The organism is Vibrio sp. 10N.261.45.E2 (assembly GCF_002875705.1).
Classification (GTDB): domain Bacteria; phylum Pseudomonadota; class Gammaproteobacteria; order Enterobacterales; family Vibrionaceae; genus Vibrio.
In genome coordinates this window covers 14,863-29,802 of sequence record NZ_MCZZ01000143.1, presented here as the reverse complement: position 1 = coordinate 29,802, position 14,940 = coordinate 14,863, and the positions used below count along the sequence as shown (strand labels likewise).

Here is a 14,940-nt window from a genome sequence, read left to right as displayed (position 1 = left end):
GGATGAAACTTGTCAAACGCTCCGATAGTGTGAGCAAAGAAACCAATCAGTTAGGCGTGTCTCGACGTGCCTTCATGAGAAACACTTCATTGGCTGCTGGTGGCGCAGTAGTAGGCGCAAGTCTATTCGCTCCAGGCATGATGAAAAAGGCGCAAGCTAAATCAGTCGATCCAGAAGCGAAAACAGAAGTGAAACGTACTATCTGTTCTCACTGTTCTGTGGGTTGTGGTATCTACGCTGAAGTTCAAAACGGTGTTTGGACAGGTCAAGAGCCTGCATTCGACCACCCATTCAACGCTGGTGGACACTGTGCGAAAGGTGCAGCTCTGCGTGAGCACGGCCACGGTGAACGTCGTCTTAAGTACCCAATGAAATTGGAAGGCGGTAAGTGGAAGAAGCTATCTTGGGAACAAGCGATTGAAGAGATCGGTAACAAAGCGCTAGAACTGCGTAAAGAGTCTGGCCCTGATTCGGTTTACTTCCTAGGTAGTGCAAAACACAGTAACGAGCAAGCTTACGCATTCCGTAAGATGGCGTCGCTTTGGGGCACGAACAACGTTGACCACCAAGCGCGTATTTGTCACTCAACCACAGTAGCCGGTGTTGCAAACACTTGGGGCTACGGTGCGATGACAAACTCGTTTAATGACATGCACAACTGTAAGTCGATGCTGTTCATTGGCTCAAACCCAGCAGAAGCTCACCCAGTTGCGATGCAACACATCTTAATCGCGAAAGAGAAGAACAACTGTAAGATCGTTGTTGCGGATCCTCGTCGTACGCGTACTGCTGCGAAATCTGATCACTACGTTTCTCTTCGTCCAGGTTCTGACGTCGCGTTTATCTGGGGTGTGTTATGGCATGTCTTTGCTAATAAATGGGAAGACAAAGAATTCATCCGCCAACGTGTATTCGGCATGGATGAGATCCGTGAAGAAGTTGCGAAATGGAACCCAGCAGAAGTTGAACGCGTAACTGGTGTTAGTGAACAAGACGTATACCACACAGCGAAACTGCTTTCTGAAAACCGTCCGGGTTGTATCGTTTGGTGTATGGGTGGTACTCAACACACGACTGGTAACAACAACACACGTGCTTACTGTGTACTTGAGCTTGCGCTAGGTAACATTGGTAAATCAGGCGGCGGTGCAAACATCTTCCGTGGTCACGATAACGTACAGGGCGCAACTGACCTTGGCGTACTTTCTGACACACTTCCAGGCTACTACGGCTTGTCTGAAGGTTCTTGGCGTCACTGGTCAAAAGTTTGGGACATCGACTTTGACTGGGTGAAAGGACGCTTCGACGACAACGCATACGGTGGTCAAAAACCAATGAACAGTGCAGGTATTCCTGTATCTCGTTGGGTAGATGGCGTACTTGAAGACAAAGACAAGATTCGTCAACGCGAGAACATCCGTGCCATGTTCTACTGGGGTCACGCAGTGAACTCTCAGACTCGTGGTCCAGAGATGAAGAAGGCGATGCAGAAGCTGGATATGATGGTTATTGTTGACCCATACCCAACAGTCGCGGCAGTAATGAACGATCGCACCGACGGTGTTTACTTGCTTCCAGCAACCACTCAATTTGAAACCTATGGTAGTGTAACGGCGTCAAACCGTTCTCTACAGTGGCGTGACAAGGTTGTTGAACCTCTGTTCGAATCTAAGCCTGACCACGAAATTATGTACCTTCTTACTAAGAAGCTTGGTTTCTCTGATCAACTGTTCAAAAACATCCGTGTTGAGAACAACCAACCATTGATTGAAGACATCACACGTGAATTCAACAAAGGTATGTGGACAATCGGTTACACAGGTCAAAGCCCTGAGCGTTTGAAAGAGCATCAACAGAACTGGCACACATTCCACAAAACGTCTCTGGAAGCAGAAGGCGGGCCTGCAAATGGTGAGACTTACGGTCTTCCTTGGCCATGTTGGGGTACACCAGAAATGAAACACCCAGGTACACATATCCTTTACGATACGTCGAAGCCTGTTGCACAAGGTGGCGGTAACTTCCGTACTCGTTTCGGTGTGGAGTTTGAAGGTCAAAGCCTATTGGCTGAAGACAGCTACTCGAAAGGCAGCGAAATCAAAGACGGTTACCCGGAGTTCAGTGACAAGCTACTGAAACAACTGGGGTGGTGGGATGACCTAACAGCAGAAGAGAAAGCCTCTGCTGAAGGTAAAAACTGGAAGACTGACGTTTCTGGCGGTATTCAACGCGTGGCTATCAAGCACGGTTGTATCCCGTTTGGTAATGCAAAAGCGCGTGCGATTGTTTGGACATTCCCAGACCGTGTACCACTGCACCGTGAGCCGCTTTACACGCCACGTCGCGACCTAGTTGCTGATTACCCAACGTGGGACGACAAAGAAGCTATCTTCCGTGTACCTACGCTTTACAAGTCGATTCAAGAGCAAGACAAATCTGGCGAATACCCGATTATCCTGACCTCTGGTCGTTTGGTTGAGTACGAAGGTGGTGGTGAAGAAACCCGTTCTAACCCTTGGCTAGCAGAACTACAGCAAGAGATGTTTGTTGAAGTGAACCCGAAAGATGCAAACGACATCGGCTTTAAAGACGGTGACGATGTTTGGGTTGAGGGTGCAGAGAAGGGCCGAATTAAGGTAAAAGCGATGGTTACACGTCGTGTGAAACCGGGTCTGGCATTCATCCCATTCCACTTCGGTGGTAAGTTCCAAGGCGAAGATTTGCGTTCTAAATACCCAGAAGGCACTGATCCTTACGTTATTGGTGAAGCTGCTAACACAGCAACCACATACGGTTACGACCCTGTCACGTTGATGCAGGAAACGAAAGTAACCCTTTGTAATATTCGTAAAGCGTAAGGAGTCTTAAAATGGCTAGAATGAAATTTCTTTGTGACACCAAGCGTTGTATCGAATGTAACGGTTGTGTCACTGCATGTAAGAATGAAAACGATGATGCTCTGGAATGGGGTATTCAGCGTCGTCGCGTTGTGACATTGAACGATGGCGAACCTGGTGAAAACTCTATCTCAGTAGCGTGTATGCACTGTACAGATGCGCCTTGTATGGCAGTTTGTCCCGCAGACTGTTTTGAACATACAGAAGACGGCATTGTACTTCACAATAAAGATCTATGTATCGGTTGTGGTTACTGCTTGTTTGCTTGTCCGTTTGGTGCACCTCAATTCCCTAAACAGGAAGCGTTTGGTGAGCGCGGTAAGATGGACAAATGTACCTTCTGTGCTGGCGGTCCTGAAACAGAACCTGGTTCTGTTGAAGAGCGTCAAAAGTACGGTGCGAACCGTATTGCCGAAGGCAAACTACCAATGTGTGCTTCTTTGTGTTCAACCAAAGCACTGCTAGCGGGTGACGCCGAGAAGGTTTCTGATGTTTTCCGTCAACGTGTTGTTGAACGTGGTGCGAAAGGCGCAGGTTGGACAAACGGCAATGACCTGTCTTACGACGCAACTAAGAGCTAAGTAGGAGAGACATATGCTTACAATGTTTAAGCGTCTCTTCCTTGTTGTGCTGCCAATGTTGGCAGCACTAACAATGCTTTCTCCTATGAGTCATGCATCTGAGACGAATTCATCACAAACTCAAGCAAGCTCAGCTGAAAGAGAAGTGGTTCAACTTGCTGGTGCGGATTACTGGCGACAAGTTAGAGATGGACAATCAGGTTACACCACATCTCAGTCTCCTGAGCATGGCGTTCTCATCAGTACTCCAGGTCAAACGTGGTACATATTGAAAGAGAAGTGGATGTCACCAGCCGGTGCCGTCGCTATCTTTGGCAGTATTGCTTTCGTAACACTGATGTATGTTGTGATTGGCCCATTGATGTTAAGTGCACCAAGAACAGGCCGGAAGATCAAACGTTGGTCTCGACTGGATCGTGCGTTGCACTGGAGCATGGCGTTTACTTTCTTAACGCTCGCGTTCAGTGGTTTGATGTTGGTTTACGGCAAGCACTTTTTAAAGCCGTACATTCCAACTGACCTTTGGGGCTTTATCGTTCTATTGGCAAAGCAATACCACAACTACATCGGCCCGATTTTCTATGTGCTGTTGATGGCTGTTCTTATCAAGTGGTGGCGCAAGTCAATCTTCAAGATGGTCGATATCCAGTGGTTCATGAAACTGGGTGGTATGGTAGGGAAACACAAAGGTTCTCATCCATCTGCAGAGTTTTCGAACGCGGGTGAAAAAGCGCTATTTTGGCTGCTTATCGTTATGGGCAGTGTCGCTGCGATCAGTGGCTTGGTGTTAGATTTCCCAATCTTTGGCCAAACACGACGTGATATGGAGCTTTCGAATTTAGTTCACATGCTTGCTGCTTTGATCCTTATCTGTGGTTTTGTGTTCCACATTTATATTGGCTTGTTCGGTATGGAAGGCGCACTAGAAGGTATGGTAACAGGCGAAGTCGATGAAACCTGGGCTAAAGAACACCATGACCTTTGGTACAAAGAAGTGATGGAACAAGAGAAAAACGGCGTTGAACGAAGCGCTAACGTAGCAACAGAGAAAACGGAAGGGGTGAATAAGAATGAACAAACCTCATAAGGGTATTTGGGTTGCTTACATCCTAAGCTGCTTTACACCATTTACTTGTCTTCTCTCTGGTGTGATTGCCATTATCTACGCGGGCTATCGTTTAGATAAAGGCGAAGACGGCGAAGTAGTGGATACCCATTACTACGGCTTGATTCGCTCGTTCTTCTTGAACCTGACGTTCTTTGTTGTGCTTATCGTCACGGTAGCGACCTCTAACGGCGTGTTAATCGGCGTGAACGATTACTGGTATCAAAACCATATTATCGATGACATCGCTTACTACATTCCATATATAGGCATGTTATTTGGTGGTGTGGCGATTGTGGTTTGGTTTATTCGTATGTATCAAGGCATGCAGCGTTTAAGTCAAAACCTACCGCAAAACCCGACAACAGGTCCAAACCTTTAAGCGTTTATATGTAAGTCGTTTGGGTTACCAAACTCGATAATAGCTCCTTTGTCGATGAGTTAACTCTAATCAGCGAAAGACATTAAAAGCCCAGTGATTCATTTCACTGGGCTTTTTGTCGTATGGTCGCTAGGTAACTGATCTAATGCCCTACATTGACCGCATCAATATGGTGCAACTCCCTCAATTGGTGCAATCAATTATCGAATATTTTCTCTCTCTGAGAACCAATAAAGTGCACCTAAGAAATTAACCAATAAATATCAACAACTTAAAATAACACCTTGTTGCACGTTTTTTGCGTAACCGAGTTGGAACGCATCTTGCGTTTACTGTTGAGTCTTTAATTAATTACGACATCAATTCGCACGGTTCTAGTGCAATTGAGACAAAGCTAAGGGAGAGAGCTTTAATGAGTCAAACGGTTAACCAAGTTCATAGCGCAGTACAGAGCTTGACGCAGAGTTCGGATACTCTGTTTTTATTACTAGGCGCGATCATGGTCTTCTTAATGCATGCTGGTTTTGCATTTTTGGAAGTCGGTACAGTTAGAAAGAAGAACCAAGTTAATGCGTTGGTTAAGATCCTCTCTGACTTTGGAGTCTCCGCCATTGCTTACTTCTTTATCGGTTATTGGGTCGCTTACGGCGCGCACTTTTTTGCCGATGCAGAAACGCTATCGCAAGCGAATGGATACGAGCTGGTTAAGTTTTTCTTCCTAATGACCTTTGCCGCAGCAATCCCTGCGATTGTATCCGGTGGTATTGCAGAACGTGCACGTTTCTACCCAATCTTGATTGCAACACTGTTTACTGTTGGATTCATCTACCCGTTTTTTGAAGGCATCATCTGGAATGGTAATTTTGGCTTTCAAGCATGGCTAGAAAGTCAGTTTGGTTACGGATTTCATGACTTCGCGGGTTCTGTTGTGGTTCATGGCGTTGGCGGCTGGATTGCATTGGTCGCGGTTTACTTCCTTGGTATGCGTAAAGGCCGTATCCGCGCAGGTAAACACACTAACTTCGCGCCATCGAACATTCCATTCTTAGCGTTAGGTTCTTGGATCTTATGTGTGGGTTGGTTTGGCTTTAACGTGATGTCTGCACAAGCAATCAACGGCATCAGCGGCCTAGTGGCGATGAACTCACTCATGGCAATGGTTGGCGGCATTCTTGCAGCGCTTGTTGCAGGTAAGAATGACCCGGGCTTTATTCATAATGGTCCTTTGGCTGGCTTAGTAGCAATTTGTGCCGGTTCAGACTTAATGCACCCATTAGGCGCATTAGTGACTGGCGGCGTGGCAGGCGCACTGTTTGTTTACCTATTTACTTACATGCAAAACAAAACACAGATTGATGACGTATTAGGTGTGTGGCCTCTACACGGCGTGTGTGGCGCTTGGGGTGGCATTGCGGCTGGTATCTTTGGTTCGCAAACATTCTGGGGCTTAGGTGGCGTAAGCTTCGCTTCTCAAGTTATCGGCACACTAGCGGGCATTGCAGTCGCATTAGTTGGCGCACTGATTGTTTATGGCGTGTTGAGCAAACTAACAGGCCTACGTTTAAGTGAAGAAGATGAATTCAACGGCGCAGATCTATCAATCCATAAGATCTCCTCAATCAACGAAGACTAATTTTGTTTACCTTGATGAGTTTAGGCTTATCAGTTAGACATCAGTAAAACAGAAACAAGCGGCTTCGGTCGCTTTTTTGTTTCTGCGAAATGTAAAACGGAGAGTTTGAGTAAGTACAACGACAACTATCAAGCGAGTTATGTCACAAATAGCCAATGAATTCAGTTGGCTAAGACTATGGTCTAATCCCTAAAACTATTGTTGGAATTTGAACAGTGCTAAGCTGTTACAAAGTGACATATTGAAAAGGACGTTGTATGCATTTCCCATATCGAAATATCGTAATTCTTACTGGCGCTGGTATCTCTGCGGAGTCGGGGATTCAAACATTCCGAGCTCAAGACGGGCTATGGGAAAACCATAAAATCGAAGATGTCGCGACTCCAGAAGGGTTTGTAAAAGATCCCGACTTGGTGCAAGCATTCTACAACAAACGTCGTCACGGCTTGCAAGGTGAGAGCATTCAACCAAACTCCGCCCACAAGGCACTCGGTGAGCTTGAGGACAAACTTGATGGCAAAGTAACAATCATCACTCAGAACATCGACAACCTGCACGAGAGAGGCGGTAGCAACAATATTATTCACATGCATGGCGAACTTCTGAAAGCACGTTGCAGTGAATCGAATCAAGTTATCGAACATAAAGGTGATATCGAAACCGGTGAGCTTTGTCACTGCTGCCAAATTCCAGCGCAAATGCGTCCTCATATTGTGTGGTTTGGCGAAATGCCGTTAAGAATGGGCGATATCTATTCAGCACTCGAAGAAGCGGACCTGTTTATCTCTATCGGTACTTCAGGTGTTGTTTATCCAGCTGCGGGATTTGTGCATGATGCCAAAATGCATGGCGCACACACAATAGAGATCAATCTAGAACCAAGTGCAGTAGAGAGTGAGTTTGAAGAGAAGCGTTACGGCAAAGCGAGTATCGAGGTGCCTAAACTGGTTGGCGAGTTATTATGTACAGAGAGAGGTTCTTTAACGGCCTAAGCCTTGTCTTTAATAAAGCACATCAGTTTCTGAACCTGAATCTAAATCGGAAAAAAATAAAGCGGCTTACGCCGCTTTATTTACTTAACTGATTAACTAACAGCAACTTAGTTGTTCACTTTAAGTTTTTGGAAATACTCGTCATAGATAACGCTCGCTTCACCAACTTCATCTTGCCATACGCCGTTATCCATCACTGACTGTGGTGGGAAAACGTTCTTGTCTTCAGCAAATTCTTTAGGAAGAAGAGGGTAAGCTGTTTTAACTGGTGTCGGGTAACCGATCTCTAGAGCAATCTTAGCTGCGTTCTCAGGGCGAAGAAGGAAGTCGATCATCTTGTGAGCCGCTTCTGTGTTTTTAGCACCTGCTGGAATCGCTAGGCTGTCCATCCAGAAGATAGCGCCTTTTTCTGGCCAGATAATATCAATCGTTGCGCCTTCTTGGCGTGCCATGTAAGCAGAACCATTCCAAAGCATACCAAGAGACACTTCACCTGCTAGGTAAGGATTCGCTGGGAAATCTGAGTTAAATACCAATACGTTTGGCATTAGCTTACGAAGTTCTTCGTAGGCTTCTTTGATCTCTTCTGGGTTAGTCGTGTTTGGAGAGTAACCTAGTTTAGATAGAGCGATATGGAAAACCTCACGAGAGTCATCCATCATCATCAGTTGACCTTCCCATTGCGTATCCCACAGATCACCCCAGTTTTTAACTGAAGATTTGTCTAGCATATCTGAGTTGATACCAATACCCGTCGCACCCCAGATGTATGGGATAGAGTAGTTGTTGTTTGGGTCAAATGGCTTATCTAAGTAATTTGGATCCAAATCTGCAAAGTGGCTTAGCTTGGTTTTATCAAGCTCTTGAAGCATGCCTTCTTTACGCATTTTAGAAACGAAGTAAGTAGAAGGAACCACTAAGTCGTAACCCGTGCCTTGAGTTTTTAACTTAGCGTACATGCTTTCGTTAGACTCATAAGTTGAGTAGTAAACTTTGATGCCAGTCTCTTCTGTGAAGTCTTCTAGTACTTCATTTGGAATATATTCAGACCAGTTGTAAAAATACAGTTCTTGGTCAGCTGCGAAAGAGGATGTAGAAAGTAAAGTAGCAGCACACAATGCGCCGGTATACAGTGTTTTTTTCATTACTGTTCCGTTCATTTGTTTGATTTGGAGCTGGGTAGAGAACCCAAGGTAAAAGGATTTCGAAAAATCGCGCTATATTATAGCAGTGATAAAATAAAATAGGCAGCCTAAGCTGCCTATTCATTGATATTCTTATTTTTAACTTGTTGATTATCTAGGTCGCTTGTTAAGTAGTCCTGCTACTTACTCGCCATTAGATTATAAGCTAAGTTACTGGCCTGCTTTAAGTTTCATGAAGTAATCTTCGTACTTCACTGTCTTATCGCCAACCGCTGCTTGCCACTCAACACGATCAAGATCTTCTTGTGATGGGAATAGTGGCTCAACGTCTTTGAATTTCGCATTAGACGCTTTAACTGCTGTTAGATAACCCGTGTCGCGAGAAATTTGCTCTGCGATTTCAGGGCGAAGTAGGAAGTCGATCATCTTATGAGCCGCTTCTACGTTTACCGCGCCAGAACTGATTGCAAAGTTATCAACCCAACCGATACCGCCTTCTTTAGGGAAAACCAGTTTGATTGGCAGACCTTCGTTTTGCGCCGCAGCAGCAGAACCGTTCCACAGCATACCAAGACCCACTTCACCAGACATGTAAGGCGCGCCTGGGTTATCTGAGTTAAATACTAGAACGTTTGGCATTAGCTTTTGTAGCTCAGCGTAGGCTTCATCGATCTCTTTTTCGTTTGTTGTGTTACCAGAGTAACCTAACTTACGAAGTGCAATGTGGAACACTTCACGAGTGTCGTCCATCATCATCAGTTGACCTTCAAGCTCAGGCTTCCATAGGTCAGCCCAGCTTTGGAAATCTTCTGGATCGTACATGTCAGTGTTAACAGCAAGACCTGTGATCGCAACTACATGTGGAATAGAGTAGTCGTTGTTTGGGTCGTACGGCTTATCTAGGTAGTTAGTATCTAGATTCTTGAAGTTATTCAGCTTAGTTTTGTCGATCTTTTGTAGCATACCTTCGTCGCGCATCTTAGATACGAAGTAAGTCGACGGCACAACTAGGTCGTAGCCTTTGTTGTGTGTTTTTAGCTTTGCGTACAAAGTTTCGTTCGACTCGTAAGTCGAGTAGATAACCTTGATACCAGTTTCATCAGTGAACTGTTCTAGAATCTCACTGTTGATGTAAGGTCCCCAGTTCATGAATACCAATTCTTTGTTATCTTTTGCAAAAGATGGTGCAGATAACATTGAAAGCGCACATGCACTACCAGCTAATAGAGTAGCCCATTTTTTCATTGACGTTAGCTCCAAACTAAACGTTGCCCGAAGGCAGTAGATAGAAAAACAGAATGGCAATTTACCATTCTGTTTATGATTAACACTTTGTAGAACTTGAAGTTTGTTAACTTCTTATCAAGCCTGTCTCTGTACAGAGTAGGAGACTTACTTAATTTTTTCTCTCGCTAATAACTGAGAAATAATCACCAGTATTAACGACACCACTAACATTACTGTTGCTAGGGCGTTTACCTCAGGAGAGATACCCACTTTAACCATTGAGTAAATCTTCAGTGGTAAGATTTCATAGGTTGGGCCAGTTACGAAAGAGCTGATGATCACATCGTCCAAAGACAGAGTGAAGCTCAATAACCAACCTGCAGCAACCGCTGGCTTCGCAAGAGGAAGGATGATCTGTTTTAGAATCGTCCATTCACTTGCACCTAAGTCTTTTGCTGCTTCTAACATCTTCACATCAAAGCCATTCAAGCGACTGTAGACCGTTACCACAACGAACGGTAGACAGAAGGTAATGTGAGCAGCAAGTAGGGTAAAGAACCCAAGTTGCACACCCATTACCAAGAATAGCGCAAGAAGCGAAATCGCCATTACGATATCTGGAGACATCATTACGATGAACAGCATGCCATTGACGATGCCTTTACCTTTGAACTGGTAACGGAATAGGGCTACTGCTGTCAGGCTACCGACAATCGTTGCGGCTGTTGCTGAGAACACTGCTACGTTAATCGAGTGCCAAGCAGCCTGCATTAGGCTGTCGTTGTTAATAAGCGCGTCATACCATTTAGTCGTGAAGCCACCCCATTTCATACCAAACTTATTGGCATTAAACGAGTTCGCGATCAATACGATAATAGGTAGGTATAGGAAGGCGTATACCAGCGCCATAAAGCTGAACTTAACTGTGCGACCCATTAGTCTAGCTCCACTTTCTTGTTCAATAGCTTACCTGCTCGGTAGTAGGCATACAGCATCACAGCCATTGCCATGGTCAGTGCGATACTCGTTGCGGCACCAAACGGCCAGTCTCGAGCGTTGAGCACCTGGCTCTTAATCACGTTACCAATCAATAGGTTCTTAGCACCGCCTAATAGGTCAGAGATGTAGAACATACCTAACGCAGGCAGTAGTACTAACAAACAGCCGCCGATAATGCCTGGCATTGTTAGTGGCAATACCACTTTTAATAGCGTTTGCAGTTTATTGGCACCTAAATCTTTAGCCGCTTCTAAGTACGTATCGTCCAGTTTTTCAATCGCTGAATACAGCGGCAGAATCATAAACGGAAGTAGGATGTACACTAAGCCAATCATTACTGCGGTTTCTGTGTACATGATACGTAACGGTTTATCGATGATATCTAGCGCTAACAGGCTTTTGTTCAAGACACCTTGAGTACCCAACACAATCTTCAACCCGTAAGTACGAATCAAAGAGTTCGTCCAAAATGGCACAATCACTAAGAACAACATGATAGGGCGCCACTTCACTGGCATTTTCGCCACGATGTAGGCGAACGGGTAACCAATAACTAAACAAAGTAGGGTTGCGACAATGGCCATATAGAAAGAGTGCATCAACACTTTAAAATACAGCGGGTCAGCCAAACGCACGTAGTTATCGAGAGTGAAGGTCATCTCGATCAAGTTCGCTTCATCACGAGTTAAGAAACTAGTACCGATGATCATGATGTTTGGAATCATCACGAACAACACTAGCCAACCTGTGATTAAAGCAACAATCGCGTTTTGTAAATTAAACTTCTTGCTCATCTTCTAATACCACTTCCCAGCTCTCAACCCAAGTTACTGCAACTTTTTGGCCCAGTGAGTGATCAACATCAGGGTCATCTTCGTTGAAGAATTCGCTAACCATGACACGCATACCAGATTCAAGTTCTACAACTGAATCTAATGTCATGCCTTTATAGGTTCGCTCGACAATGTGGCCAACAATACCGCGTTGCTCAGACTCTTTGATTTCTTCAATACGAAGATCTTCAGGGCGAAGCAATACTTGCAGTTTTTGACCCGGTGTAACGTCTTTATCGTGATAGATAATCGACTCTTCACCTTCGATTGTCGCAACGATGCGTTTTTCATCTTGACGAGATTTCGCTGTCGCTTCGAATACGTTAATTTCACCAATGAAACGCGCTACAAACAGGTTCTTAGGCTCTTCGTAGATTTCTCTCGGTGTTCCATCTTGTTCAATCACGCCATCACGCATAACAATAATGCGGTCAGACATAGATAGCGCTTCTTCTTGGTCATGCGTTACAAAAATGAACGTGATACCAAGTTGACGTTGTAATTGTTTTAGCTCGATTTGCATCTGTTTACGTAGTTTGTAATCCAGAGCAGATAGAGATTCATCCAACAAAAGAACTTTAGGCTTGTTAACGACAGCACGAGCGATTGCGATACGTTGCTGTTGACCACCAGATAGCTGGTGTGGCTTTCGTTGTGCCATTGGTTCTAGGCGCACCATTTTTAAAGCATCCATTACACGAGGTTCAATCTCGCTGTTTGGAACTTTCTGCATGCGTAAGCCAAATGCCACATTCTCGAAAACGGTCATATGTGGGAATAGGGCATAGCTTTGGAATACAGTGTTTACATGCCTTTGTTCAGCAGGAACTTGGGTTACGTTTTGTTCAGCTAATAGTATTTGACCACTATCTGCCGTTTCAAAACCCGCAATCATTCTTAGCACGGTTGTTTTACCACAACCTGATGGGCCTAAAATCGTGAGAAACTCACCATGATTTACGTTTAAATCCAGATTGCCGATGACTTCCTTACCATCGAAACTTTTACTGATGCCAGTTAGCTGTACTACTGGCTTTCCTACTGATTTTTTAGCGTTCAACGTCTGTTTTTCTCCACCTTGGTTCTATTTGAGACCTGTTGCTATACACCTTTAAGGCGCGCATCATAATCACCAAAAACGTGAATTCAAAGCATTTTTTACCTTTCGAAGATAAAAAATTTCGCAGGTAAAAGTAAACATCCTTTACCATACTATTATTTACTGGGTTTACACCTTAACAAGTGTCTAATTATTAACCATAAAGACACAAAAGCAAGCCTTGTTACAGATTCATATTTTAGTTTGTATCTGACATATGAGTATAATGAAGGTAATTTTTTATCAATAAGTTAGGTGGCTTCGCTTATTTGGCGCACCTAGGTATCAATATGAACAACGACATCGAAAAAGATTTTAATTTGGGCGGTAGTATCAACCGTGCACTTTCAGGCGATTATGAGCTCAAAGCAACGGCTGTATTCCAAGAAGCTTGGAAACATACGATAAGTCACTTTCTTTCGTTTTCCCCTGCGATTGTTGCTCTAATGTTTGTGCAACTCGCTATCTTTTATATCGCACTTAAACTACAGCTTGGTGATCCAGCGGTTATCTTGGATGCGGTTATCGACCCTGAATCGTTTACGCCTCAAATCGTTGAATCGATTTTTATTGCGAACTTTAGTTATGAAGTGATCAGCGCGCCTATCTATGCTGGTATCTGTTTAATGGCAATGAGTCATGCAGCTGGCCTACAAACCAAAGTACGCCACATCGGTAAAGGTTTACAGTTTACGGTTCCGGTTATTCTAGTAACTTTGTTTAGTCTAATGCTCCAAGGCATCGCAGGTATGATTCTGCCGTTCTTGTCTATTTACTTCTCTCTTGCATTCAGCCATTCGATTCTGTTGATTTGTGATAAGAAAGTACCACCAATGCAGTCGCTGTTACTTTCATTAAGAGCGGTAAACAAGAAGATCTTCGTGGTCGCGTCTATTTATCTAATGGTTATGTTGATGTTCATTGTCGCTGCGATGATGTACGGCATTGGTTTAATCTTCGTTCTTCCGTTCTTCTTCCACGTGAAAGGTATTCTTTACCGTGAGATGTTTGGCATCAAGCTAAAAGTGATTGCTTCAGAACGTCCAAAGAGCGATGACGATAACAACAACGACAATAACAAAAACCCACAGGTGTTCGATGCATAAACACATTCAGGCAAGCGCAAGCAAATCACTTGCGCTTAAAGTGACGGCACTGGCTCTTGTTGGCTCTATTTCGCTGATTGGTCCTTATATTTACCAAGAAGAAGAACGTCGACGCACCACAGAGCAGAGTTCTAATTCAACTGACCAATTTGGTGACTTGACGGTTTCTTCGAGCACACCAAATTTTGCAGCTATCGAAGATGTGAACGAAAAAAAGGACACATTCTTTTCGTTCTTACGTCCAAGCATCAATATTGAAAACAAACGTATCACTAAAGAGCGTGCCTTTTTAACCAAACTCGACGAGTCTGGTTTAAGTAACATTGATTCGGAAGACAGCTCTTATGCGAAAAGGTTAGGGAAGTTATACAGCTTACCTGTGCCGAGTGAAGGCATAGATCAAGCATGGCTGACAGAGATGCTTAACCGCGTCAATGTACTGCCAGAGGCACTGGTACTAACGCAGGCTGCGAATGAGTCTGCTTGGGGAACGTCGCGTTTTGCTACTAAAGCGAACAACTATTTCGGACACTGGTGCTACACCAAAGGTTGTGGCCTTGTTCCACTGCAACGCAACGAGGGTAGCTCGCATGAAGTAGCTACATTCTCTTCAAGCCAAGAATCCGTGCACCGTTACTTCATGAACCTTAACCGCAACCGTGCTTATTCCGATTTAAGAGCGATTCGTGCAAAACTTGCTGCGCAAGGTGATGATATTTTAACAACCGAAACAGCAACAGAGCTCACCAATGGTTTATTAAAATATTCTGAGCGAGGTTCAGACTATGTGACTGATTTACAAGCTATGATCCGTCACAACAAGGTATACTGGCAAAAGTAACTTGATTTGATAGTAGTTTGGTTAGCTTAAACATTAAGTCTGACCAAATAACATCGCAAAAAGAGCAGCTCATTGGCTGGTCTTTCTATTTATAAACGCT

Annotated in this window: 13 protein-coding genes; 8 read left to right on the top strand and 5 right to left on the bottom strand. The window is 44.3% G+C overall.

What is annotated here, in order from left to right; all coding sequences use genetic code 11:
* The first annotated feature begins 2 nt into the window (after nt 1–2).
* The 6 genes from BCT34_RS17905 (at nt 3) to cobB (ending at nt 7,590) form a co-directional block, all read left to right on the top strand.
* Nucleotides 3–2,858, top strand: coding sequence for a formate dehydrogenase subunit alpha (locus BCT34_RS17905; protein ID WP_076651056.1), 2,856 nt, complete (start codon nt 3–5; stop codon nt 2,856–2,858).
* Nucleotides 2,859–2,869: 11 nt separating this feature from the next.
* On the top strand, nt 2,870–3,478 hold the full coding sequence (gene fdh3B, locus BCT34_RS17900; protein WP_061017924.1) for a formate dehydrogenase FDH3 subunit beta: 609 nt from the start codon (nt 2,870–2,872) through the stop codon (nt 3,476–3,478).
* A 13-nt stretch (nt 3,479–3,491) separates the two neighbouring features.
* Complete coding sequence (locus tag BCT34_RS17895) at nt 3,492–4,565, top strand: formate dehydrogenase subunit gamma (RefSeq protein ID WP_076651057.1); 1,074 nt, start codon at nt 3,492–3,494, stop codon at nt 4,563–4,565.
* The gene (locus tag BCT34_RS17890; protein WP_050645109.1) at nt 4,549–4,965 is read left to right on the top strand and encodes a hypothetical protein; all 417 of its coding nucleotides are present in this window, start codon (nt 4,549–4,551) and stop codon (nt 4,963–4,965) included. Before BCT34_RS17895 ends, BCT34_RS17890 begins: the two co-directional genes overlap by 17 nt.
* A 412-nt stretch (nt 4,966–5,377) precedes the next feature.
* A complete protein-coding gene (locus BCT34_RS17885; RefSeq protein WP_076651058.1) occupies nt 5,378–6,598 on the top strand; it encodes an ammonium transporter in 1,221 nt (406 codons plus the stop codon).
* A gap of 257 nt (nt 6,599–6,855) precedes the next feature.
* Complete coding sequence (gene cobB, locus BCT34_RS17880) at nt 6,856–7,590, top strand: Sir2 family NAD+-dependent deacetylase (RefSeq protein WP_076651059.1); 735 nt, start codon at nt 6,856–6,858, stop codon at nt 7,588–7,590.
* 107 nt (nt 7,591–7,697) lie between these two features.
* On the opposite strand, the gene BCT34_RS17875 is transcribed toward cobB, so the two are convergent.
* The 5 genes from BCT34_RS17875 to potA form a co-directional block, all read right to left on the bottom strand.
* Nucleotides 7,698–8,735: an extracellular solute-binding protein gene (locus BCT34_RS17875; protein WP_076651060.1), complete on the bottom strand. Its 1,038-nt coding sequence runs from the start codon at nt 8,733–8,735 to the stop codon at nt 7,698–7,700.
* A 210-nt stretch (nt 8,736–8,945) separates the two neighbouring features.
* Entirely contained in the window at nt 8,946–9,980 is a 1,035-nt protein-coding gene (locus tag BCT34_RS17870; RefSeq protein ID WP_076651061.1) for an extracellular solute-binding protein, read from the bottom strand.
* 147 nt (nt 9,981–10,127) lie between these two features.
* Nucleotides 10,128–10,898, bottom strand: coding sequence for a spermidine/putrescine ABC transporter permease PotC (gene potC / locus BCT34_RS17865; RefSeq protein ID WP_004733706.1), 771 nt, complete (start codon nt 10,896–10,898; stop codon nt 10,128–10,130).
* On the bottom strand, nt 10,898–11,755 hold the full coding sequence (gene potB / locus BCT34_RS17860; protein WP_076651062.1) for a spermidine/putrescine ABC transporter permease PotB: 858 nt from the start codon (nt 11,753–11,755) through the stop codon (nt 10,898–10,900). Before potB ends, potC begins: the two co-directional genes overlap by 1 nt.
* Nucleotides 11,739–12,854: a spermidine/putrescine ABC transporter ATP-binding protein PotA gene (gene potA, locus BCT34_RS17855; RefSeq protein WP_076651063.1), complete on the bottom strand. Its 1,116-nt coding sequence runs from the start codon at nt 12,852–12,854 to the stop codon at nt 11,739–11,741. Before potA ends, potB begins: the two co-directional genes overlap by 17 nt.
* A gap of 329 nt (nt 12,855–13,183) precedes the next feature.
* On the opposite strand from potA, the gene BCT34_RS17850 reads away from it, so the two are divergent.
* A complete protein-coding gene (locus BCT34_RS17850) occupies nt 13,184–13,999 on the top strand; it encodes a hypothetical protein (RefSeq protein ID WP_076651064.1) in 816 nt (271 codons plus the stop codon).
* Entirely contained in the window at nt 13,992–14,840 is an 849-nt protein-coding gene (locus BCT34_RS17845; protein WP_076651065.1) for a glucosaminidase domain-containing protein, read from the top strand. Before BCT34_RS17850 ends, BCT34_RS17845 begins: the two co-directional genes overlap by 8 nt.
* The last annotated feature ends 100 nt before the right edge of the window (nt 14,841–14,940 follow it).